This is a genomic window from Cupriavidus sp. CuC1 (genome assembly GCF_044627735.1).
GTDB classification, from domain to species: domain Bacteria; phylum Pseudomonadota; class Gammaproteobacteria; order Burkholderiales; family Burkholderiaceae; genus Cupriavidus; species Cupriavidus ulmosensis.
The window spans coordinates 48,483-71,082 of sequence record NZ_JBIUHC010000036.1; the positions used below are offsets into that span (position 1 = coordinate 48,483).

At 63.9% G+C, this 22,600-nt stretch carries 21 protein-coding genes; 15 read left to right on the top strand and 6 right to left on the bottom strand.

Annotation, left to right across the window (positions count from 1 at the left end):
* The first annotated feature begins 15 nt into the window (after positions 1–15).
* Positions 16–297, top strand: a complete 282-nt coding sequence (locus ACGLHR_RS17515) for a hypothetical protein (RefSeq protein ID WP_400095512.1) — start codon at positions 16–18, stop codon at positions 295–297.
* 832 nt (positions 298–1,129) lie between these two features.
* On the opposite strand, the gene ACGLHR_RS17520 is transcribed toward ACGLHR_RS17515, so the two are convergent.
* Complete coding sequence (locus tag ACGLHR_RS17520; RefSeq protein WP_400095513.1) at positions 1,130–1,435, bottom strand: panthothenate synthetase; 306 nt, start codon at positions 1,433–1,435, stop codon at positions 1,130–1,132.
* 1,024 nt (positions 1,436–2,459) lie between these two features.
* On the opposite strand from ACGLHR_RS17520, the gene ACGLHR_RS17525 reads away from it, so the two are divergent.
* The 4 genes from ACGLHR_RS17525 to ACGLHR_RS17540 all read left to right on the top strand — a co-directional run bounded on the left by ACGLHR_RS17525 (position 2,460) and on the right by ACGLHR_RS17540 (position 6,819).
* On the top strand, positions 2,460–2,861 hold the full coding sequence (locus tag ACGLHR_RS17525; RefSeq protein WP_400095514.1) for a cupin domain-containing protein: 402 nt from the start codon (positions 2,460–2,462) through the stop codon (positions 2,859–2,861).
* A gap of 284 nt (positions 2,862–3,145) precedes the next feature.
* Complete coding sequence (locus ACGLHR_RS17530; protein WP_400095515.1) at positions 3,146–3,922, top strand: short-chain dehydrogenase/reductase; 777 nt, start codon at positions 3,146–3,148, stop codon at positions 3,920–3,922.
* A 646-nt stretch (positions 3,923–4,568) separates the two neighbouring features.
* Complete coding sequence (locus ACGLHR_RS17535; RefSeq protein WP_400095530.1) at positions 4,569–5,858, top strand: pyridoxal phosphate-dependent decarboxylase family protein; 1,290 nt, start codon at positions 4,569–4,571, stop codon at positions 5,856–5,858.
* A 592-nt stretch (positions 5,859–6,450) separates the two neighbouring features.
* Entirely contained in the window at positions 6,451–6,819 is a 369-nt protein-coding gene (locus ACGLHR_RS17540; protein WP_400095516.1) for a DUF1484 family protein, read from the top strand.
* Positions 6,820–7,001: 182 nt separating this feature from the next.
* On the opposite strand, the gene ACGLHR_RS17545 is transcribed toward ACGLHR_RS17540, so the two are convergent.
* On the bottom strand, positions 7,002–8,153 hold the full coding sequence (locus ACGLHR_RS17545) for a 50S ribosomal protein L11 methyltransferase (RefSeq protein ID WP_400095517.1): 1,152 nt from the start codon (positions 8,151–8,153) through the stop codon (positions 7,002–7,004).
* 208 nt (positions 8,154–8,361) lie between these two features.
* The gene (locus ACGLHR_RS17550; protein WP_267604131.1) at positions 8,362–9,303 is read right to left on the bottom strand and encodes a CysB family HTH-type transcriptional regulator; all 942 of its coding nucleotides are present in this window, start codon (positions 9,301–9,303) and stop codon (positions 8,362–8,364) included.
* Between the two features lie 156 nt (positions 9,304–9,459).
* Between ACGLHR_RS17550 and ACGLHR_RS17555 the strand changes: the two genes are divergently transcribed.
* The 7 genes from ACGLHR_RS17555 (at position 9,460) to cobA (ending at position 16,562) form a co-directional block, all read left to right on the top strand.
* Entirely contained in the window at positions 9,460–10,233 is a 774-nt protein-coding gene (locus tag ACGLHR_RS17555) for a sulfite exporter TauE/SafE family protein (RefSeq protein WP_318231715.1), read from the top strand.
* 29 nt (positions 10,234–10,262) lie between these two features.
* Positions 10,263–11,942 carry a nitrite/sulfite reductase gene (locus ACGLHR_RS17560; RefSeq protein WP_318231714.1) on the top strand — a complete coding sequence of 560 codons (1,680 nt, stop codon included), beginning with the start codon at positions 10,263–10,265 and terminating at the stop codon, positions 11,940–11,942.
* Positions 11,943–11,959: 17 nt separating this feature from the next.
* The gene (locus tag ACGLHR_RS17565; RefSeq protein WP_267604130.1) at positions 11,960–12,541 is read left to right on the top strand and encodes a DUF934 domain-containing protein; all 582 of its coding nucleotides are present in this window, start codon (positions 11,960–11,962) and stop codon (positions 12,539–12,541) included.
* Entirely contained in the window at positions 12,538–13,326 is a 789-nt protein-coding gene (locus ACGLHR_RS17570; protein WP_400095519.1) for a phosphoadenylyl-sulfate reductase, read from the top strand. Before ACGLHR_RS17565 ends, ACGLHR_RS17570 begins: the two co-directional genes overlap by 4 nt.
* An 11-nt stretch (positions 13,327–13,337) precedes the next feature.
* Entirely contained in the window at positions 13,338–14,300 is a 963-nt protein-coding gene (gene cysD, locus ACGLHR_RS17575) for a sulfate adenylyltransferase subunit CysD (RefSeq protein WP_318231711.1), read from the top strand.
* 139 nt (positions 14,301–14,439) lie between these two features.
* Complete coding sequence (locus tag ACGLHR_RS17580) at positions 14,440–15,744, top strand: sulfate adenylyltransferase subunit 1 (RefSeq protein ID WP_267604127.1); 1,305 nt, start codon at positions 14,440–14,442, stop codon at positions 15,742–15,744.
* A gap of 47 nt (positions 15,745–15,791) precedes the next feature.
* Complete coding sequence (gene cobA, locus ACGLHR_RS17585) at positions 15,792–16,562, top strand: uroporphyrinogen-III C-methyltransferase (protein WP_400095520.1); 771 nt, start codon at positions 15,792–15,794, stop codon at positions 16,560–16,562.
* Positions 16,563–16,846: 284 nt separating this feature from the next.
* Here the strand turns inward: cobA and ACGLHR_RS17590 are convergent, their stop codons facing one another.
* Genes ACGLHR_RS17590 through lptF form a run of 3 tightly spaced genes read right to left on the bottom strand, consistent with a single transcriptional unit; the run spans position 16,847 to position 19,543 of the window.
* Positions 16,847–17,251, bottom strand: a complete 405-nt coding sequence (locus ACGLHR_RS17590; RefSeq protein WP_400095521.1) for a sirohydrochlorin chelatase — start codon at positions 17,249–17,251, stop codon at positions 16,847–16,849.
* A 16-nt stretch (positions 17,252–17,267) separates the two neighbouring features.
* Entirely contained in the window at positions 17,268–18,422 is a 1,155-nt protein-coding gene (lptG, locus tag ACGLHR_RS17595; protein WP_267604125.1) for an LPS export ABC transporter permease LptG, read from the bottom strand.
* Entirely contained in the window at positions 18,419–19,543 is a 1,125-nt protein-coding gene (gene lptF / locus ACGLHR_RS17600; protein WP_400095523.1) for an LPS export ABC transporter permease LptF, read from the bottom strand. Before lptF ends, lptG begins: the two co-directional genes overlap by 4 nt.
* A gap of 140 nt (positions 19,544–19,683) precedes the next feature.
* Between lptF and ACGLHR_RS17605 the strand changes: the two genes are divergently transcribed.
* The 3 genes from ACGLHR_RS17605 to ACGLHR_RS17615 all read left to right on the top strand — a co-directional run bounded on the left by ACGLHR_RS17605 (position 19,684) and on the right by ACGLHR_RS17615 (position 22,406).
* The gene (locus ACGLHR_RS17605; protein ID WP_400095525.1) at positions 19,684–21,246 is read left to right on the top strand and encodes a leucyl aminopeptidase; all 1,563 of its coding nucleotides are present in this window, start codon (positions 19,684–19,686) and stop codon (positions 21,244–21,246) included.
* A gap of 105 nt (positions 21,247–21,351) precedes the next feature.
* Positions 21,352–21,813, top strand: coding sequence for a DNA polymerase III subunit chi (locus tag ACGLHR_RS17610; RefSeq protein ID WP_318231705.1), 462 nt, complete (start codon positions 21,352–21,354; stop codon positions 21,811–21,813).
* The gene (locus ACGLHR_RS17615; RefSeq protein WP_400095527.1) at positions 21,810–22,406 is read left to right on the top strand and encodes a hypothetical protein; all 597 of its coding nucleotides are present in this window, start codon (positions 21,810–21,812) and stop codon (positions 22,404–22,406) included. The genes ACGLHR_RS17610 and ACGLHR_RS17615 overlap by 4 nt, the downstream gene beginning before the upstream one ends.
* Positions 22,407–22,600: the final 194 nt, after the last annotated feature.

The following is a 22,600-nucleotide window of genomic DNA, read 5'->3' on the forward strand; positions in this document are numbered from 1 at the left end:
CTGCGAGATGCCACCATGCACCTGGGAAAATCGTACAAAATATCCGAGTTCACGGTCTGGTCGAGGCGGCAACTCTATGCCTCGCTGGCGTGCGGTTCGCTGCCCGTTATCCTCTATCAGTTCCTCGGGCTCAAATGGCTGTCGATTCCGGGCAGCCGCCGACCCCAAGGTAACTCGATCATCCAGAACGCCGGTTCGCCGGTCCTCTACATGAATTCGCCCCAGTTCCAAGCGTATTGGGACAAGGTTGCCGGCAAGTTTGCCACGGCCGTACGCAAGATCGGGAAGGTTGAATAGGCAGTGCAGGGCGCGCAGCGGCCCCTTGCCTTCTGCCCCGTGCCCTTGCCCACTCCAGGGCACGAGCAGGCTGGCTTCACGATGACTTGCCGAGGTCGAAAGTGACGGCGTAGCCCGCAACTCGAAAAGACCACCGGGACGTTGAATAAAGCTGGGTGTCAGAGAAGCTCGAGCGTCTCCAATGGCCGAGCTTCGGCCATTGGATGCATGAGGGTCGAACGGCAGAAACTGGCCGAAAGCGGGCACCCGTGAATCCTGACCGCTGGCCGGGGGTGCCGCTGTGATGTTCTCGCTCAATGTGGTTCATGGGTGATGTTATCGGGCTGTTCTCAAATAATGTGGGCCCGTTCTCACGTAATGTGGTTCCCGGGCGCTCGGATTTTTCAGCTAATGTGGTCCCGAAACCACCGATGTAATCGGTCCCGACCATTTGTGTAATCGGGCCGCTACAGCTAGCAAAGCCAGAACTGGCGCAGCTTCACGGAAAACAGATGTTTGGAGACATCTTCGCAACACCCACTTGAACTGACCTCTGGCCGCATCCAGAAGTATGCGGAAAACGCTGTCGGTATGCGCTACCATACGGAAACCTGCAAATCCGGACTGCCGTGCTCAATGACCAGCTCCGATCTCCGGTCGAACGATGGCATCCCTCCATCGCTGGTGAATGCGTTCATCGTGTCGCCGCTTAGCCCCCGGTTTGGCCCGGTCTCCTCTATCCATTGGATTGACGCTCCCGGGTCAAGCAGAACGGCCCCTGCGGATCGAACCGCGATGGTCGCCACGGGTTAGGAGGAACCCTCAGAGAAGAGCCGCTTCGTCACGCGCCGCGCTATTTCCACTTCGCGCCGAGTTGATCGAGTCCGGCCTTTTGTAAATCTTCGGGCTTCATGGCTAGCCGGAACTCGCATTCCGCGTTGAATTTGAGGAACCACGGTTCGGCGATCGACGGAAGATCGCTGGGTTCCGCGATGTCGACGATCAAAACGGCGCCGCGTTTCCTGCTTTGTTCAGTGAAATAGATGACCTCCGGTTTGCAGTCCTCGACTATTTGCGCGATGACGGCGCCGGCGTTGCCATTTCGCACAAGCGTGTTGAACGGTTCGTGCGGTATGTGGACGTTCACGAGTATGCGCATGATCGCATCCCTCCTGGTTAGCTGGTTGGTCGGCCCTTGCGGGCCGACAAGTCGGGCGTGATGACCCGGGACTATTCTTTGGACACATCGGTCGATCCATCCTTGCGCCACATATAGAGGGCCAGCGAACGAGATGGGCCCGCGACTTCACGTCTTTTCATGGCGCCATCGCCGGGGCGCGGTGAACTAGACCACCACGCATGCTCTCAGCTCGTGTGGAGATCGGCTACGGTGGTGCGCTCCTTTCGCCGGATCAGCGTGTCCTCAGAGATCCATTCCTTTATAGACGCAGATCACGCAAAGATCACGGCCGGTCACGGCCGCTGAACCAGCGGAAGTGGTGGGATTGAGGCCATTGCGACCGGCAGCACCCGACCCACAGTGGCCCTTCGCCTCCTCACGCAATCAACGGCCACTTGCAAGGTACAACGGTCACTCGAACAGCCTCCTCGGCCGGCAAGTTGGCGGCTGATTCAGCCGTTCGTCATCCCATCGCTCGTCGTCGGCGTGGCCGTCGGGAAAATGTTCGCAAGCGTGGACTGGGTGAGCGATTGTCGCCTCGCTGCCGGGGTCTTCGCTGGTCTGTGCGATGGCGTACAGAGCAATCCTGAAGCAGCATCATAGTTGTCTTGGTCGTCTCCATACGAGGAGCGTGACAGTGTCGGATTTCGGGGCCAAGATCGCCTCCCTGATAGTCTTATCCGGTTTGCTGCCGGCAGGTTCCGCCAGTATGGGAAGGCCATCTCCCGTACGGGAGGCGAACCTGCCCCAGTTGAGTGGTGTCGGGAGTTACCCATGCTGGCCGGGCTTGCGGGTCTCCGTTTTCAGGCGCAGGTGGCCACTGACGCTGGCCCGGATATTCAAGCGCAAGCTTCAGGGGCCCTGAAGAAGGTTCGGGCTATTGCCGACGCTGCCGGTTCGGCAAGAACCAGGGCTTACCTTGCGCAGCCGTTCTCAGTCGCTTACTCTCAATCAGATTTGGGCGTTTCATTTTGTTCCAGACGTACAACCTTGGGAGGGCCGCATGGAAACCCAACCGCAACCAAGTCAGCAGCGCTTTGTCGTCTGTCACCTGAAGGAGGCAGATTTCAAGACCGGAGGCCTGCGCGGATACTCCGCCTATCGGGATCTCGGAGTCGCCGATGCGACGGACGGAATGGCAGAGGCCCATGTGATCCGCATGATTGCTCCCTTCCGCCCCGAACTGAGCGTGCGACATCACCACATCCTGCAGTTCCAGATAGTCTACTGCCTGAAGGGCTGGTTCGAGACCGAGTTCGAGGGCGTCGGGCGTCACCGGCTAGTAGCGGGCTCGAGTTGGGTGCAGCCACCCGGCATACGGCACACCGTCGTGGGCTGGTCGGATGACTGCGAGCTGCTTGAGATCCATATGCCGGCGAAGATCGAGACGGTCAACGATGAATGACACTGTTTGGCGTCCGGCCGATGCGAGCAAGTATTGTGAGGGCATCAACGCTATACATTTGGGAAGAGCCAACGCTTCATAGCGCTGGACCAGCTTTGCAGTTCAAAACCAATTTAGGTATCCACGAACGAATGCCAAGGCGCCGCAATGCGGAACTCGGACGCGCTCCACGGGGTTGTGCTCTGTACCGGGAATGCGGTCAATCTCGAGGAGCCTGGAGCGCTCAACCGGATCATGTTTGACTTCATTTCGGCGGTTGACCGCCAGCGTCGGGGGTAAGAGACATGGACCTACACCTCACGGGAAAGTCGGTACTCATCACCGGCGGTACACGCGGTATCGGTCTGGCCTGCGCCAAGGCATTCGTCAGCGAAGGTGCCAAGGTCACCGTCGCCGGCAGTACCCAAGCTTCCGTGGAAGAAGCGCGGCATGAATTGCGGGACAAGGAAGGCATCGGAGTAAAAGCGCTTTGCGCAGATCTGTCGCGCCCCGAGGGACGGCAGGCGCTGGCCGAGCAGCTCCGCGGCGCCGACATCCTCGTCAACAACGCCGGGGCAATCCCCGGCGGGGGATTGACCGCGCTAAGCGACGACCAGTGGCGCAACGCTTGGGATCTCAAGGTGCATGGCTACATCGATACGACGCGGCACGCCCTTCTGGAAATGATGGCGCGCGGTTGGGGCGTCATCGTGAACGTGATCGGCATCGCCGCCAGGATGCCGCGCTATGACTACCTTTGCGGATCGGTCGGTAATGCCGCACTTTCCACGTTCACGCGGGCGGTCGGCGCGTTCGCCACGACGCGGGGCGTACGGGTCGTTGGCGTGAATCCAGGCCCAACAGAGACAGATCGTCTGATCTCGCTCTACAAGGCGCGCGCGCTCCAGAAGTTCGGGGACGAGTCGCGGTGGGAGGAGATGCTCCAGCACCTGCCGTTCGGACGCGCGGCTCGGCCGGAGGAAATCGCAGATCTGGTCGTTTACCTGGCGTCCGATCGTGCCTCCTATCTGAGTGGTGTCGTGGTTGACGCCGATGGCGGAGCCCAATACAGGGACGGCTGAGCGGGGTAGTCATCGCCGGTCCCTCGTAGCGCAATCTTGAACCCGTATTCGTACCACAGGCAGTGTTGTTCTTCAGATCGCACAGGGCCAAGAGCGCGAACGGCTGAAATGGCGGAGCTTCTGCCATTGGAGTGATGAGGGTCCGAGGGCGGAAGCTGGCCGGGAAGGGACGGTGGCCGGTAACCAACCGGCCGGCCGCGTTGGCCGAACTTCGGCCGTTGGCGCGGGCCGGCGCGAATGGCCGTTCATGGCCGGTTTCCGACCATGGCGACCTACCTTTGCGCACGGCAGGTACCGACCCGTTTCTGTCCTTCGACACCGCCCGGTGCCAGTGGCAGGTTTCAAGGTCAAGCGGTCAGACTTTGACGTGACTCGTGGGCGGCTCGTCGGCCCTGGGGAAGGCTTTGCATATGGCCGATAGTGTCGCCCGACAAATAAAGGCCTTAAAACTATTCGCTAGAGCCTCTATAAATAGAGCAATCTTTCGTAGGGGGCCGCCATGTCGGATGAGCAACGCGCCGCTTTCGAGGAGGCTTATGCTCTCGCCATGGCTTTCCATGACTCCCGAACGACGCGTAGGCCTGCGGCGACCGCCAGCTTCGATGAATTGTGGGAAGTACTGTATGCACCCACGCCTGACGATGGCATGTCGCCCCCCGAAGTCATAAGGCAGTTGGCCGCCAGAGTAGACGCAGGCCTCATGGGGGAGGCAGGCCCTCGGTTCTTTGCCAAGGTGATAGGCGGCTCCCATCCAGTCGGCGTCGCGGCCGACTGGCTGACAAGCATGTGGGGGCAAAACAGCGGGAGCTATCTTGGGTCCCCCGCGAATGCGGTCGTAGAGCAAATTGTGGTTGAGTGGCTGCTGGACTTGCTGTCTTTGCCTGCGTGCTGCTCGATAGGCTTCACGACAGGGGCGACGATGGCGACGTTCGTTTGCCTCGCTGCGGCCAGAAGTAAGGTTTTGCGACAGATCGGGTGGAATGCCGATGCTGATGGCTTGTTCGGCGCCCCCCTAATCAACGTATGCATCGGCGACGACGCTCATGCCGCCATCTTTGCAGCGTTGCGTTATCTCGGACTTGGGCACGATCGCGTCACCCGAATCGCGACTGATGATGCGGGACGTATGCAGGTTGCCGCGTTGTCCAGGGCCTTGGTGTCCTGCGATGGACCGCTGATAGTCATTGCTCAAGCCGGCCAGATCAACACTGGCGCGTTCGATCCATTCCGGGAGATCGTGGACATTGTGCATCTCCATGGCGGCTGGATTCATGTCGATGGAGCGTTTGGGCTATGGGCCAGAGCCTGTCCATCCCTGATCCAATTAACTGCGGGCGTCGAACAGGCGGACTCCTGGGCAACCGACGGCCACAAGTGGCTGCAAACGCCCTACGATTGCGGTTATGCCATCGTCCGCGACGCGGAAGCACACCGGCACGCGATGGCATACGAAGCGAGCTATCTGCCCGCAGCGGGCGAAGAATGCCGGGAACCCTTTCACTATGTCCCCGAGCTTTCAAGGCGTGCGCGCGGCTTCGCGACGTGGGCGCTTATCCGCACACTCGGGCGCAGTGGCATTGCGGCGATGATTGAGCGACATTGCCTTCTCGCATGGCGCATGGCGGATCGGCTCGGATCTGAAGCCGGTGTTGAGATTCTCAATCAAGTGGAGCTGAACCAGTTTGTCGTACAGTTTGGCATGGGAGGGCCGCCTGAGCGCCGAGATCAAGTAACCAGGGCCACCATCAAGCGAATCCAAGCTGCGGGAATCTGCTACGTCGCGGAGGCCACTTGGCACGGCAGGCTCGTCATGCGCTTCTCCGTCATTTCGTGGGCCACGGCTGAAGAGGATATCGATCGATCGGCGGATTCGATTATCGCGGCCTGGCGAGAGGTCAGCGCCGGGTACAGCGAAGCGAATGACCGCGCTTCTTGAGTCGCACCTCTTGTTAGCGGGGCCTCGCGGCCTGCGAGTTGGCTTCCATACGAAAGGCCGTGTCGCGAAGCGGTGTGATACTTGCGCTCAGCGAGCGCTCGCTATCTGGGCGGAGCGGACGTTTAAATGTCTGTGCCAAGGTGGCGGCGAATGTCAGAAACTGGCCGAACTCAGACGTTGGCGCGTCGATTCACCTCGGTTCATCGCTGCGATCATTGCGGGTACGGCAATCTATCAATTCGAGCCCCGCCGTCCGGTCCGAGTATGCCCCGATAGCCAACGCGGATGTTGACGCAGTCCAGAGCATGGTCCTCGCTGATTGACACCCCCGCAAACCTCCCCGACAATCTACCAGTCACCTCAAACAAAGGTGATCGGGCGTGGAAACCCGGGATAACGTAGGCGGACAGCCGCTATTTGCGGCTTTTTTGTGTCCGTGCGTTCGTGCGCGCGTAGTATGTCTACGGCGGGCCGAGCGGGGCAGCTTTCGGGCTGGCCGGTTCCTACGTTCCGGTTTCCACCCTCGCTGCGGGCCCGCCACCCTCACGTGGAAATGAGCGGCGGGTCTTCCAACCCAAACTAGGAAGCCGCTATGTCTGATGCCCTCGCTCGCTCCGAGCAAACCACCTACGTCGATCCACCCGAGCGCACGCTCACCCTCTCCCGGCAATCCGACCTATTAGCCGACCTGATCCGCATCACCTTCCCAGCAGACACCCCCACAAAACTAAGCGTCCAGGAACTAGCCTACCAACTAGACGCCCTGCGCAACGACGCCCAGGGCATCGCGCAGGAAAGCTGCGCCGACCTGCTACGGGTAAGCGCTGGCCTTGGTGCGGTTCTAAGACTGCTGGATTACGACAGTGAGGATGTGGAGGACAACCACGGGCTGCATTGCTTGCTGACACCGTTGAAGCAGCAGTTGGATGCGGCTTTGAATCGGGTGCAGGGGTTGCTTTGAGATTTGGGGGAGGAGGGGGCTTGTGGCGCTTGCTAGCTCCCGCCCTCTCCCCCGCCCCTCTCCCGCAGGCGGGAGAGGGGAGACAACAGAGCGCAACGTTAGAGGCTCTGGTTGTCTTCAGACCGAGGCGGCGAGCGTCGCCAGGTCTTGCTACTTACCGATAGCCAGCGATCAACGCCGGCTTACTTGATGCCCAGCCGCCACAACGAAGTCACCTCAGCCGCACGCGCAGCATGCAGCGGGTCCGTCATATCCGTAGCCTTCGGATGATTAGGCTTCACCTCCAACCGTCCCAGCACCTTCAGCCCGGCCTCATCAATCCAGCCCAGCAACTGATCCCGCGTCCGCAGGCCCAGGTGTTCAGCCAGATCAGACAGCAGCAGCCAGCCTTCGCCCTTGGGCTCCAGGTGATCCGACAGCCCGGCGATAAAGCCCTTGAGCATCTGGCAGTCCGGATCATACACCGCACGTTCGATCGGCGAGTTCGGCCGTGCCGGTACCCACGGCGGGTTGCACACCACCAGCGGGGCGCGGCCTTCGGGGAAGAGGTCGGCTTCTACCACTTCCACCTGGGCAGCGGCCTTCAGGCGGTGGATGTTGTCGCTGGCGCAGGCGAGTGCGCGCGGGTCCATGTCGGTGGCGATGACGCGCTTGACGCCGCGCTGGGCGAGCAGGGCGGCGAGCACGCCGGTGCCGGTGCCGATGTCGAATGCCAGGTTGAGGGCGCCGGCGGGTAGCTGGGCCTTGGCGACCAGGTCAATGTATTCGCCGCGCACGGGGGAGAACACGCCATAGTAGGGGTGGATGCGCTCGGCCAGGGCGGGGATTTCCACGCCTTTTTTACGCCACTCGTGGGCGCCGATCAGGCCGAGGAGTTCGCGCATGGAGGCCACGTAGGGGGCGTCGACTTCGCCGTAGGCTTCGAGGCAGGCTTCGCGCACGTCGGGCGAGCGGCGCAGGGGGACGAGGTGGTCGGCGTCGAAGGGCAGCAGCAGCATGGAAAGCGTGCGGGCGCGCTGGGACTGAGCCTGGCGGTGCAGGTGGAAGGCTTCCGTGGGGGTGGGCTTGGCCTTGGGCACCTTGGAGGCTTTGGCGGCCTTCTTGGGCTTGTCGGCGCGGCGGGCCAGGGCTTGCAGCAGCTGGCGAGCGTTCTGGAAGTCGCCGCGCCAGAGCATGGCGGTGCCTTCGCAGGCGAGGCGGTAGGCGGTGTCGCCGGTGGTGGTGTCGTCAGCGATGACGACGCGCTTGGGCGGGGGCGCGCCGGCTTCTGAGTGCCAGTTTGCGCTGCGTTCTTCGCCGTCTTCGGTCCAGTGGATGGTGGCTTGCTCGGTCATATGGTCTTTCTGGCTGCCTGGGGCAGCCAATGAGGTGGTGCTGGGTTGTGCTGATAAGTCTGGTCAACCGGGGTTGGCCATTCAAGGTGATCCGTCCCTGCCGCGCGCCGGTTGCATCCGGGGCGCCGTGGCGGGGCTGGCATGGCGCGGCTGGTGGCTGTCTGTCTCTATATTGGTCAGCCGCGCAGGATTGGGTAGGGGTGGTGCGTCAGAGTTCGTAGGCTTCGTGGTCGCCCGACATGGCTTGTTCTACCAGCTTGCGGTTCAGCGTCGGGGAGAACAGCTCAATAAAGGTATAGACAAAGCTGCGCAGGTAGGCGCCTTGCTTCACGGCCAGGTGCGTCACATTGGTGCCGAACAGGTGGCCGGCGGGGATGCCGCGCAGGTTGCGGTCGCGCTCGGCGTCAAAGGCTACGCCGGCGACGATGCCCACGCCCAGGCCGATCTCTACGTAGGTCTTGATGACGTCGGCGTCGATGGCTTCCAGGATGATGTCGGGCTTGAGGTGGCGCAGCTCGAAGGCTTTGTCGATCTTGGGGCGGCCGGCGAAGTTGGGATCATAAGTGATGAGTGGGTAACCCATCAGGTCTTCCAGCGCCAGGTGCTTCTTTTCCAGCAGGGGGTGGTCGGGCGGCATGACGATCACATGCTGCCATTGGTAGCCGGGCAGGGAGATCAAATTCTTGTCGGCCGAGATGCCTTCCGTGGCGATCCCGATGTCGGCGTGGTCGTGCAGCACCATGTCGGCGATCTGGGTGGGGTTGCCCTGTTGTATGGAGAGGCGCACCTTGGGGTAGCGCTTGGTAAACTCCGCGATCACCCGGGGCAGGGCGTAGCGCGCCTGCGTGTGGGTGGTGGCGATGGTGAAGTTGCCCTGGTCCTGGGCGGCGTAGTCCTTGCCCACGCGTTTCAGGCTTTCCACTTCTTGCAGGATCTTCTCCACCGACTCCAGGATGCGGCGGCCGGGCTCCGTCAGGCTGCGGATGCGCTTGCCGTGGCGGGTAAAGATGTCCACGCCGAGCTCTTCTTCCAGCTCGATGATGGCCTTGGAGACACCAGGTTGTGACGTGTAGAGCGCTTTAGCGGCTTCGGTCAGGTTGTAGTTCTGACGTACTGCTTCGCGCACAAAGCGGAACTGATGCAGGTTCATATACCTAGGTTCGTATAAACAAACAACTTCTTATTAGTTTGAGATATGAGGGCAGTTTATTACGATTCTCGAACTTTGTTAATGAACGGTCGGAACCTCCGTGTGCTTGCCTCACTTTTAGGCAGCAACGGGCGCTTAACGGCCTGGTGAACCCCAATGTCTCTTGCCTATACCGTTTCCGGTCTGCTAGTAGGCGTCCTCGTCGGTCTGACCGGGGTAGGCGGGGGTTCGCTCATGACGCCGCTGCTGACCCTGTTGTTCGGCTTTTCGCCGGCCACGGCGGTTGGCACCGACCTCGCTTTCGCCGCCATCACCAAGGGCTTTGGCACGCTCGCGCACCGCGCCCACGGCCATGTGCAGTGGCAGGTGGTGCGCCGCCTGTGCATCGGCAGCCTGCCGGCCGCGGTGGTGGCCATCCTTGTGCTCAAGAGCGCCGGTGAGCTCAACGCGCAGTGGCTGCATGCCATCCGCATGACCATCGGCGTATCGGTGATCCTGACGGTATTGTCGCTGCTGTTCCGCAAGCAGCTGCTGGCCTGGCTGTCCCGCAATCCCCAGTTCCAGCTTGAAGGCCGCGCCCAGACCATTGCCACCATCCTGGTGGGCGCCGTGATCGGCGTGCTGGTGACGGTGTCGTCGATCGGCGCCGGTGCGGTTGGCGCCACCCTGATCCTGCTGCTGTATCCCCGTATGAAGCCTGCCGAAGTGGCGGGCACCGATATCGCCTACGCCGTCCCGCTGACGGCGCTTGCCGGCCTGGGCCATGTGTGGCTCGGCACGGTGAACTGGACCCTCTTGCTGGCCTTGCTGGTGGGCTCGATCCCCGGCATCTGGCTGGGCGCGCAACTGTCGCGGGCGTTGCCCGAGCGGCTGGTGCGTGCCGCGCTGGCTACCACGCTGACGCTGGTAGCCATCAAGCTCGTCTCCTGAATTTAACGAATACTGAACGGACCCACACCATGTATCAGTACGACCAATACGACCAGCGCATCGTCAACGAACGCGTAGCCCAGTTCCGTGACCAGGTGCGCCGCCGCCTGTCCGACGAGCTGTCCGAGGAAGAATTCCTGCCGCTGCGCTTGCAGAACGGCCTGTACATGCAGCGCCATGCCTACATGCTGCGCGTGGCGATTCCGTACGGCCTGCTGTCGTCCAAGCAAATGCGCATGCTGGCCCATATCGCGCGCGAGTATGACCGCGGCTATGGCCACTTCTCTACCCGCCAGAACATCCAGTACAACTGGATGGAGCTGGAGCGCGTGCCCGACGTGCTGGCCGACCTGGCCAGCGTCGAGATGCACGGCATCCAGACTTCCGGCAACTGCGTGCGCAACATCACCACCGACCACTTCGCCGGCGTCACGCCCGATGAGTCCGTGGACCCGCGCGTGCTGGCTGAGCTGCTGCGCCAGTGGAGCACGTTCCAGCCGGAATTCGCGTTCCTGCCGCGCAAGTTCAAGATCGCCATCTCGGCTTCGGCCGATGACCGCGCCGTGGTGCAGATGCACGATATCGGCATCTACGCGTACCGCAACGCCGAGGGCGAAACGCGCCTGCGCATCCTGGCCGGCGGCGGCCTGGGCCGCACCCCGATCCTGGGTTCGGTGATCAAGGAAGACCTGCCGTGGCAGCACCTGCTGTCGTACGTGGAGTCGGCCATTCGCGTGTACAACCGCTATGGCCGCCGCGACAACAAGTACAAGGCCCGCATCAAGATCCTGGTGAAGGCCATCGGCGCGGAGAAGTTCGCGCAGGAAGTCGAGGAAGAATGGCAGCACAGCAAGGATGGTCCCGCCACCATCACGCAGGCTGAGTTCGACCGCGTGGCGCAGTACTTCGCGCCCCCCGCCTATGACAAGCTGCCAGACACCGACGCCTCGTATGAAAAACACCTGCTGGAAGACAAGGCCTTCGCCCGCTGGGTGAGCCGCAGCGTGCATGCGCACAAGGTGCCGGGCTACGCCGCGATCACGCTGTCGACCAAGCCTGGCATTGCCTCGCCCCCGGGCGACGCTACCGATGCGCAGATCGACCTGGTCGCCGACCTGGCCGACCGCTACGGCTACGGCGAGCTGCGCGTGGCGCACGAGCAGAACCTGGTGCTGCCGGACGTGAAGAAGCGCGACCTGTACGCGCTGTGGCAAGAAGCCAAGAAGGGCGGCCTGGCTACCGCCAACATCGGCCTGCTGACCGACATCATCGCCTGCCCGGGCGGCGATTTCTGCTCGCTGGCCAATGCCAAGTCGATCCCCATCGCACTGGCCATCCAGGAGCGTTTCGACAACCTGGACTACGTGCACGACCTGGGCGAGATCTCGCTGAACATCTCGGGCTGCATCAACGCTTGCGGCCACCACCACGTTGGCAATATCGGCGTGCTGGGCGTGGACAAGGACGGCGAGGAGTGGTACCAGGTCACGCTGGGCGGCGCGCAAGGCAACAAGAGCGCCATCGGCAAGGTGATCGGCCCGTCGTTCAAGGCGGACGAAATGCCGGACGTGGTGTCGCGCATCATCGACACCTATGTGGCTAACCGCCATGACGACGAACGCTTCATCGACGTGCTGGGCCGTATCGGCATTGCCCCGTTCAAGGAACGCGTCTACGCCGACAAGCAGCGCGAACGCGCCGAAGCCTGAGCACCGGAGATAATGACATGGCAAAGATTATTCAACTGCAACGCGGCGAAGGCGCCAACCCGGTTCCGGTCATCATCGACGATGCATGGACCGTGCTGCGCGGTGCCGAGGGCGCGGCCCTGACCGACGAACAAATCGTCGCCGCCGCGCAAGGCAAGGATGCGGTGCTGTTCCCGCTGACCGCCTGGCTGGCGCACAAGGACGGCGTTTTGGCCGGCCGCGCTGCCGACATCACCGGCATCTGGCTGGCGCCGGAAGACGAGCCGGCCGACGCGCAGGCCGCGTTTGCCAGCGTGGCCGTGGTCGCGGTGGATTTCCCCGTGTTCCGCGATGGCCGTGGCTTCTCCACCGCCTACCTGCTGCGCACCCGCTACAACTGGTCCGGCCAGTTGCGCGCCATCGGCGACGTGCTGCGCGACCAGCTGAACTTCATGAAGCGCTGCGGCTTCGACACCTTCGCGGTGCGCGCGGACAAGAACATCGAGGACGCCATCAAGGGCTTCACCGAGTTCACCGTGGCCTACCAGGCATCGGTGGATGAGCCGCTGCCGCTGTTCCGCCGCAACCGCGCCGAAGCGCTGGGCAAGGAAACGGCATGAGCGAGATTGCAATCATCGAGGCTCCCGTCTCGTCACTGCGTCCCCCGGCGCTGTGGACCGCGCCGGAGTACACCGGCAGCGTGGCGGATCTGGAGGCCAAGGAGCGTGAGCTGGGCCAGCGCCTGGCGACAATCGCTGGCCGCTTCTTCCGCGCCCGCTTTGCGTCGAGCCTGGCGGCCGAAGACATGGTGGTGACGGACGCCATCCTGCGCGGCACCGAGCAGGTGCGCGCCGGCATCCGCGTGTTCACGCTGCAAACCGGCCGCCTGCACGCGGAAACGCTGGCAGTGCTGGATGAAGTCAAGGCGCATTACGGCTATGACATCGAGCGCTTCACGCCGGACCCCGAGGCCGTCGAGAACTACCTGAAGAACCATGGGCTGAACGCGTTCTACGACAGCGTGGACCTGCGCAAGAGCTGCTGCGGCATCCGCAAGGTGGAGCCGCTGAACCGCGCGCTGTCCCACGCTGACGCCTGGCTGACCGGCCAGCGCCGCGAGCAGGCGGTGACGCGCTCGGAGCTGCCGTTCGAGGAAATGGACGAAGCGCGCGGCATCCCCAAGTTCAACCCGCTCGCCGACTGGTCGGAGGCTGAGGTCTGGGCATATTTGAAGCGCCACAACGTGCCGGTCAACGCGCTGCATGCCAAGGGCTACCCCAGCATCGGCTGCGAGCCTTGTACGCGTGCCGTGCGCGCGGGCGAGGATGTGCGCGCCGGACGGTGGTGGTGGGAGAGCAAGGACTCGAAAGAGTGCGGGCTTCACGAACAGAACATCAAGCATTGAGGCCAGACGAAATGGGCATCATGAACGAACTGACTGGCGCGCCGGAAGTGGCGCACCTGCTGCAAGTGCAAAACGATCACCTCGACAAGCTCGAGGCGGAATCGATCTACATCATCCGCGAGGTGGTGGCGGAGTGCCGCAACCCGGCCCTGCTGTTCTCGGGCGGCAAGGACTCCATCGTCATGCTGCACCTGGCGCTCAAGGCCTTCCGCCTGGGCGAGCGCAAGACCGAACTGCCGTTCCCGCTGGTGCATATCGACACCGGCCACAATTACCCGGAAGTGATCAGCTTCCGTGACCAGCGCGTGGCCGAGCTTGGCGCGCGCCTGGTGGTGGGCCATGTGGAAGATTCCATCAAGCGCGGCACCGTGCGCCTGCGCAAGGAAACCGACTCGCGCAACGCCGCGCAAGCCGTGACGCTGCTGGAAACCATCGAAGCCAACAAGTACGATGCGCTGATGGGCGGCGCCCGCCGCGACGAAGAAAAGGCGCGTGCCAAGGAACGCATCTTCTCCTTCCGCGACGAGTTCGGCCAATGGGACCCGAAGGCCCAGCGCCCGGAACTGTGGAGCCTGTACAACGCCCGCATGGCGGCCGGCGAGCAGATGCGCGTGTTCCCGATCTCCAACTGGACCGAGCTGGACGTGTGGCAGTACATCGCCCGTGAAGAACTCGAACTGCCCCCGATCTACTACGCGCACCAGCGCGAAGTGGTGAAGAAGAACGGCCTGCTGGTGCCCGTCACGCCGATCACGCCCAAGCAGGACGGCGACGTCAGCGAAGTGATCTCGGTGCGCTTCCGTACCGTTGGCGACATCAGCTGCACCTGCCCGGTGGCCAGCACGGCGGCCTCGCCGATCGAGATCATTGCCGAGACGGCCGTGACCGAGATCACCGAGCGCGGTGCTACGCGGATGGACGACCAGACCAGCGAAGCGTCGATGGAACGCCGCAAGAAAGAAGGCTACTTCTAACCGGACGCATAGGCGGGCACATCGCGTCGTTGCGAGAGTGCTCGTGTACCAATGTACACGTCGCCCTCACGCGCCTAGCGCTGCCTCCCGCCTATGCGCCGGAGCGAGCGCTGCGAGAGGGATGAAGAAAGGATTCGACATGACCAAACAAGCATCACACCAAGGCCTGCTGCGTTTCATCACCGCGGGTTCGGTCGACGATGGCAAGAGCACGCTGATTGGCCGCCTGCTGTATGACAGCAAGGCTGTGCTGTCCGATCAGCTGACCGCGCTGACCAACGCCAAGAACAAGCGTACCGCCGGCGAGCAGATCGATTTCTCGCTGCTGACCGATGGCCTGGAAGCCGAGCGCGAGCAGGGCATCACCATCGACGTGGCTTATCGCTACTTCTCCACCGCGCGCCGCAAGTTCATCATCGCGGACACGCCGGGGCATGAGCAGTACACCCGCAACATGGTGACGGGCGCGTCCACCGCGCATGCCGCCATCGTGCTGGTCGACGCCACCCGCGTGACCGTGACCGACGGCCGTGCGGAGCTGCTGGCGCAGACCAAGCGCCATTCGGCGATCCTGAAGCTGCTGGAACTGCAACACGTGATCGTGGCCATCAACAAGATGGACCTGGTCGAGTTCAGCGAAGAGCGCTTCAACCAGATCCGCGCCGCCTACACCGAGCTGGCCAGCCAGCTGGGCCTGAAGGACGTGCGCTACGTGCCGGTGTCGGCGCTGCGTGGCGACAATATCGTCAACGCCAGCCAGGCCATGCCGTGGTACCAGGGCGAGCCCCTGCTGCCGCTGCTGGAAGCCCTGCCGGTGGAAGAACCCGCTCCCGAAGGCGACGCCGCGCTGCGTTTCCCGGTGCAGCTGGTGATCCGCCAGGACGGCGCCCAGGCTGACGATTTCCGCGGCTACGCCGGCCGGGTCGAGGCAGGCACCGTGCGCGTGGGCCAGAAGCTGCGCGTGCTGCCGGCCAACCGCGATGCGCTGGTGGCGGAAGTGCTGACCCCCAACGGCGTGGCCGAATCGGCCAGCGTGGGCGAGACCGTGACGGTGCGTTTGTCGGAAGACGTGGATGTGTCACGCGGTGATATGTTCGTGGCTGCCGCCGCGGACAGCGTTTCGGCCAAGAAGCTGACCGCCGACCTGTGCTGGTTCGATGACGAATCGCTCAACCCGGCCCGCAAATATGTGCTCAAGCACACCACGGCCAGTGTGTTCGCGCGCGTGTCGTCGGTGGATCGCGTGCTGGACGTGCATACGCTGTTGCATGAGACGGACCGCCACGAAATCGGCTTGAACGATATCGGCTCGGTGCAGATCTCGCTGCAAAAGCCCATCGTCTGCGATAACTATGGCGACAACCCGGCGACCGGCGCTTTTGTGCTGATCGATGAAGCCACCAACCACACCGTGGCCGCTGGCATGATCCGTGCGTTCGCCTAAGGCGAGTGCATAGACAAGTCGATCAAGCGAACGCGAAGGAGCATGGCATGGGCAAGGTCTACCTGATCGGGGCAGGTCCCGGTGCCGCGGACCTCATTACGGTGCGCGGTGCACGGCTTTTGGGCGAAGCCCAGGTGGTGCTGCACGACGCGCTGGTCTCGCCTGAGATGCTGGCATGGTGTCCGCAGGCGCAATTGATCGAGGTAGGCAAGCGCTGTGGCCAGCGCTCTACCGCGCAGCTGTTCATCAACCGCCAGATCGTCGACCAGGCCAGCAAGTTCGAGCGCGTGGTGCGCTTGAAGGGTGGGGATCCAATGCTGTTCGGCCGCGCCGATGAGGAACTGCAGGCGCTGGAAGAAGCCGGCATCGAGTACGAGATCGTGCCGGGCATCACCGCCGCACTGGCGGCAGCCTCCGCTATCCGCAAGCCGCTCACCAAGCGCGGCGTGTCGCGCAGCGTGGCCTTTGCGACGCAATCCAAGGCGGCTGACACGATCGACGTGGAGGCCGATGTGAAGGCCGATACGGTGGTGTATTACATGGGCCGCGACCAGGCGGCATCCATCGCCGCGCAACTGATCGCACACGGCAAGCCGGCCTCTACACCCGCCTGGGTGGTCGAGGCCGCTACTTCGGCGCACCAGCGCAGCCGCCAGTTCACGCTGCGGCAGATGGCGGCGGGCGAGGCGGCGGCCTGGATCAATCCGGTGCATCCCAGCTTGCTGATGATCGGCGAAGCGCTGGCCTCGCGGGCTAGCGAGGCGGTGCCGCAGGATGTGGATGGTGGCGATGCGTTTGGGGTAACCCGGGCGGCCTGACGTCAAGGCTAAGGCGCCAAAGAAAAAGCCGGGCAACGTTGCGTTGCCCGGCTTTTTCTTTGGGGTGCTACGCGCGTTCGTGCGGCGCTGGTTTGCTCCCCTCTCCCACGCAGTGGGAGAGGGGCCGGGGGAGAGGGCGGGCGCTCGTTACGCCGTCGTGCCGTCAAAAACCACGGGCTTCGCTTCCAGTGGCTCCTGGCTAAGCCACCCCGTGAGGGGAGAGGGAGTGAAAGCCGGCGTCATGGCGCCCGGTTTTGGCCTGTTCGTCGCCTTCGTTCGATGTCTCAGGTGCGCCGTTCCGCGCTGCCGAGCGTCCCCACACAGTAAGCTGCAATCGCGTCCAGCACGCTGTCATCCTCGCCCACCGCTGTGGCACACCGGATCGTCACCCCCGGATGCTGCCGGCGGCAATCATCCAGCAACGCCGGCAGGTCGCGCCGCAGATGCCCGCCCTGGCCGAAGAAAACCGGCACCACATTGATATCGCTAACGCCGCCGGCGGCCAGCTCGGCCAGCGTATCCGGTAGCGAAGGCGTCATCAGTTCCAGGAAGGCCAGGCGCACCGCGCAATCCGGCAGGGCGGCCGTCAGCCTGGCGTGCAGCCGGTCGAACGGCTCGCGCCAGCGCGCGTCGCGCGCGCCATGGCCGAACAGCACCATGGCCTGGCGGGAAGGGGGAGAGGTGTTCATCCTCGAACCTTAGCGCTTAATGCCGGTCCACCCAGCGCAACGCGCCAAGCGCTACCAGCAGGTACAGCGTGCCGGGGATCAGCGCCGAGACGATCGGCGGCCAGGTATGCAGCAGCCCCACATGGGAGAACAGCGTGTTCGACAAGTGGAAGGACAGCCCCAGCATGATGCCGCCGAACACCTTCACGCCCACCGCGCCGGCCCGCGCGTGCAGGTAGGCAAAGGGCAGGGCCAGCGCCACCATCACGAACAGGGTTAGCGGGTAGATCACTTTTTTCCAGAAGGCGATCTCGTAGCGCTGGGTATCTTGCTTGTTGTCGCGCAGGTGGCGGATATAGCGGAACAGGTCCAGCGTGGACATGCGCTCCGGCTCCACCAGCAGCACCGACAGGATCTGCGGCGTCAGCTCGGAGCGCATGGTCATGGCGGGCACGCTTTGCTGTTCGCCGCGGAAGGAGGGCGCCAGGGCGTCCGCCTTGCCGGGTTCGCCCCTTGGCAGCTCCAGGAAGTGGGTTTCGGTCACGCCGGTGAGCTGCCATGACTGGCTGCCCTGGTAGCGGCCTTCCTTGGCCACGCGGATCACGCTCAGGCGATATTGGTCGTCGAACTCATAAATGGTGACGCCGATGATGCTCTGGTCGGGCCGCAGGCCGGCCACGTTGACGAAGCGCGTGACCTCATGGCCCTTGGAGGCATCGCGGTCGCGGTCCTTGACCCACACGCCGGAGCGAAAGCCTGCGGAAACCGTGGCGCCCAGCGCTTCGAGCTTGACCTTCTGCGCGTACTGCTCGGCCTTGGGGCCGATGAACTCGCCGAAGATAAACGTGGCGATGGCCAGCGGAATCGCCAGCTTGAACAGCGAGAACAGCGCCTGGCGCGTATTCAGGCCGGCCACCCGGAAAATGGTGTACTCGGACTGGCTGGCCAGTTGCGAGAACACATAGATGGCGCTGATCAGCACGGCGATCGGCAGCACCTCATAGATGCGGGTGGGCGCCTGCAGGATGACGTGGAAGAACGCCACCAGCGAGGTGTAGCGGCCGGCCACGCTCTCCAGCTCGCTGAGCATGTCGAAGAACACGAACAGCGCCAGCACCGCAAACAGGATGAAGGCGAAGACGCCGTAGATCAGCCGCCCGAAATAACGCTCGTAGACACGCAAAACGGTCATGCCTGGCTCCCCCGGTTGCCGCCCTTGCGGGGCAGGCCGAAGACCGCGCGCCAGCCACCCAGGCTGCGGTTCTGGCGGTAGCGGAACAGCAGCACCGCGCCCAGCAGGGCAATCAGGTGGAACGGCCACCAGGCCATCGAGAACGGGATGGAGCCGGAGCGCACCCAGGCCTGAGAAAGGTTGATCACGTTACTGTAGGTCAGGTAGATCAGCACCGCGAAGACCAGGGGCGTGTAGCGGCCCAGGCGCGGGTTGACGTAGGCAAGCGGGATGGCGATCAGCACAAAGTTGAGGGCCAGCAGCGGCAGCGACAGGCGCCACAGCAGCTCGCCCAGGTTCTCGTTGGTGGGGCTGCGCAGCAGGTCGATGGTGTCGCGGCTCTTGGTCGGCAGGTTGGCTTCCGTCTCGGGTGGTTTGTTGTCCACCTTGACCGCGTACTGGTCGAACTCGATGATGCGGTAGTCGATCTTGCCGGGCGTGCCGGCATAGCGGCGGCCGTTTTCCATCACCACCATGCGGTCGCCGTTGGGCATGGTCTGGAACTGGCCCTGGTGGGCCAGCGCCACGCCGATCTTGTCGGCCTCGGCGTTGGCCACAAAGACATTGCGCGCGTGCTTCATGTCGGCGTCGATGCCTTCGATGAACAGCACGTAGTTGCCCTTGGCCGGCTCGATGAAGCGGCCGGCGGCGATCATGGACAGCACGCCGCGCTGCTCGAAGCGGTCGCGGAACAGGGCGCTTTGCTGGTTGGCCCACGGCCAGGCGAACATGCCCAGCAGCAGCGACATGATGATGAAGGGCGTGGCGAACTGCAGCACCGGCTTGACCAGGTCGCGCAGCGAGATGCCGGCCGAGAACCACACCACCATCTCCGAGTCCTTGTACCAGCGCGTGAGCACGATCAGGGTGGAAATGAACAGGGTGGCGGACAGCAGGATCGACAGGTAGCCGATGGTGGCCAGGCCGATCAGCATCAGGACGTCATTGGGGCTGGCCTGGCCATTGGCGGCCATGCCGAGGATACGGATTACGAGCGAGGTCAGCATGAAGGTCAGCATGACCAGGAACACCGCGCCGGCGGTGTATGCGAGCTCGCGACGCAAGGCTTGTTGAAAGATCATGCGGAGTCGGTTCCGGGCTGCCGGCCGGCGCGGGCGATGTCGGCGCCGGAGAGGCTTTGCTAGCAGCATAGCGGACCGGCGGCAGCAAATCGCGGATAATAGGAGCTTTCGTGGTGGACAAGCCCCTGGAAGGAAGCGCGATGGAATTTAGCACAAAAGCCTTGGATTGGAGCAAAGCGGGCCAAAATGGTTTCCTGGCAACCAAGACCGATTGTCTGGTGGTGGGCCTGTTTGAAGGACAGAGCCTGGCCGGTGTGGCCAAGGCACTCGACGTAGCAACCAAGGGTTTGGTATCCCGGCTCGTCAAGCTGGGTGATTTCGAAGGCAAGCGCGGTACCCAGCTGATGCTGCACGAAGTGGCTGGCGTGGGCGCCGCCCGCGTGCTGCTGGTGGGCTTCGGCAAGGAAGCCGAGTTCGGCGACAAGGCGTTCGCCGAGGCCGTGCGCACCGCGCTGCGTGCCTTGTCCGGCACGCGCGCCGCCAATGTGCTGTGGTGCCTCGCCCAGCAGCAGGCGCCCCAGCAGGCCGGCAACGCTCGCGACCTGGCCTGGCGCCTGATCACCACCGTCACCCTGATCCGCGAAGCCGGCTACCGCCTGCAGGAGCGCCATCCGGGCCTCAAGCGCGCCAATGCCAAGGGCAACGGCAACAGCAACAGCGCCGACAAGCCCGCCGGCCTGCGCAAGGTGGTGCTCACCGTCGACGCGGCCGACGCCAAGGCTGCTGCCCAGGCCGTGGTCCGCGGCGCGGCCATCGCCAACGGCATGGAGCTCACCAAGGACCTGGGCAACCTGCCGTCCAACATCTGCACGCCGACCTACCTGGCCAATGCCGCGCGCGGCATCGCCAAGCGCCACAAGCTCAAGGTGGAAGTGCTGGGCCGCAAGCAGATCGAGGCCCTCAAGATGGGCGCCTTCCTGGCGGTCACCAAGGGCGCGATCGAGCCGCCCCAGTTCATCGTGCTGCGCTACGACGGCGCCTCGGCCAAGCAGGCGCCGGTGGTGCTGGTGGGCAAGGGCATCACCTTCGATACCGGCGGCATCTCGCTCAAGCCCGGCGAGGGCATGGACGAGATGAAGTACGACATGTGCGGCGCCGCCTCGGTGCTGGGCACGCTGCAGGCCGTGGCCGAGATGGGCCTCAAGCTCAACGTGATCGCGGTGGTCCCCACCTGCGAGAACATGCCCAGCGGCAACGCTACCAAGCCGGGCGACGTGGTTACCAGCATGTCCGGCCAGACCATCGAGATCCTCAACACCGACGCCGAAGGCCGCCTGGTCCTGTGCGACGCGCTGACCTATGTCGAGCGCTTCAAGCCGGCCGCCGTGGTGGACGTGGCAACCCTGACCGGCGCCTGCATCATCGCGCTGGGCCACGTCAACAGCGGCCTGTACGCGCGCAACGACGGCCTCGCGGACCAGCTGCTGCAAGCCGGCCGCAAGGCCATGGACACCGCCTGGCGCATGCCGCTGGACGATGACTACCAGGATCAGCTCAAGTCCAACTTTGCCGATATGGCCAATATCGGTGGCCGCCCGGCTGGCAGCGTGACCGCCGCTTGCTTCCTGGCGCGCTATGCCGAGAAATACGACTGGGCCCACCTGGACATCGCCGGCACCGCCTGGAAGAGCGGCGCCGCCAAGGGCGCCACCGGCCGTCCGGTGCCCCTCTTGGCGCAGTTCCTGATGGACCGCGCTGGCTGAAGCTTGATGGTCAAGCTTGATGCTTGACCGCAGGGACGGGCCGGCGCCGGCATCTGCGCGGGTCCGTCCCTGTTTAGCTTCATTCTCACAGGATTGCTTTCAACCATGACGCGTATCGATTTCCACAGCAACGTGCCCGACAAGCTCGGCTACGCTTGCCGGCTGATCCGCAAGGCGTATGGCGCCGGCCAGAAACTGGTGGTGCATGGCGCGCCGGAACAGCTGGCGCAGCTCGATGCGCGCTTGTGGACGTTCTCCGCGCTGGATTTCCTGCCGCATTGCGGCGTGGACAGCCCGAACGCCGAGGTGACGCCGATCGTGCTGGCGGCCACGCTGGACCAGGCCCCGCACCATCAGCTGCTGATCAACCTCAGCGCCGAGCCGCCAGCGCAGTTCGCCAGCTTCGAGCGCATGATCGAGGTGGTCGGCAGCGACGCCGACGACCGCGCCGCCGGGCGCGAGCGCTTTCGCCTGTACCGCGAGCGCGGCTATCCGCTGGCGCACCACGATATCGCCCAGGCCGGCCAGGCAGGCCAGTCAACCCAGGGCAAGGGGGATGCCGCATGACCGAACGCACTACCTCGCGCGTGATCCCGCGCATCGGGCCCAACGACAGCATTCCGCTGCTGACGGAGGTGATCGACCTGCCCACCGACGGCGCCAAGCAACCGGCGCCGGATGCGCCGGATGCGACGGGGGCAACGCAAGCCGCAGGGTGGTCGGATTCCGGCGCTGGCGGCCCAGGCCATGCCCAGCCCGCGCATGACATGACCTGGCCCGGCCCGGTCACCCATGTCGTCATGCCCCGTGAGACCGGCGACGGCATTCCCGCGCCCGAGATCCCCGCGCTGCACCAGCCAACCCCGTCCACGCAGGATGGCGCCTACTCGGTCTCGCACGCCACGCACCACGCCAGCCCGCCGCCCAGCGCGGACGAGTTGCGCGCCGTGCGCAGCGAACTGCTGACCCGCGTGATGATGCGGTTTCGCACCGAATGGCCGCAGGTGGTGGAGGCCCATACCGAAGCCACGCTGCAATCGCGCCTGGCCCCGCTGACCGCGCAACTGGCGGCGGAACTGACGCAGGCGATGGAGGCAAGGCTGGTGGAATGGCTGGACGCCACGCTCGAAGAAATCGAGCGGGATCCAGGCGGGATGTAAAGACCCGAGGCACCGAACGAAGCCGAAGAACAGACCAAAGCCGCGTGCCATGACGAAGGCTTTCACTCCCTCTCCCCTCAGGGGGAGAGGGCCGGGGAGAGGGGTGGCTTAGCTAGGCCTAACTTTGAGTTCAGGCCAACGTAAGGTGTTGATTTCACGCGGTTATGCGAGTGCGTAGCGAGGGCTTACTGGGT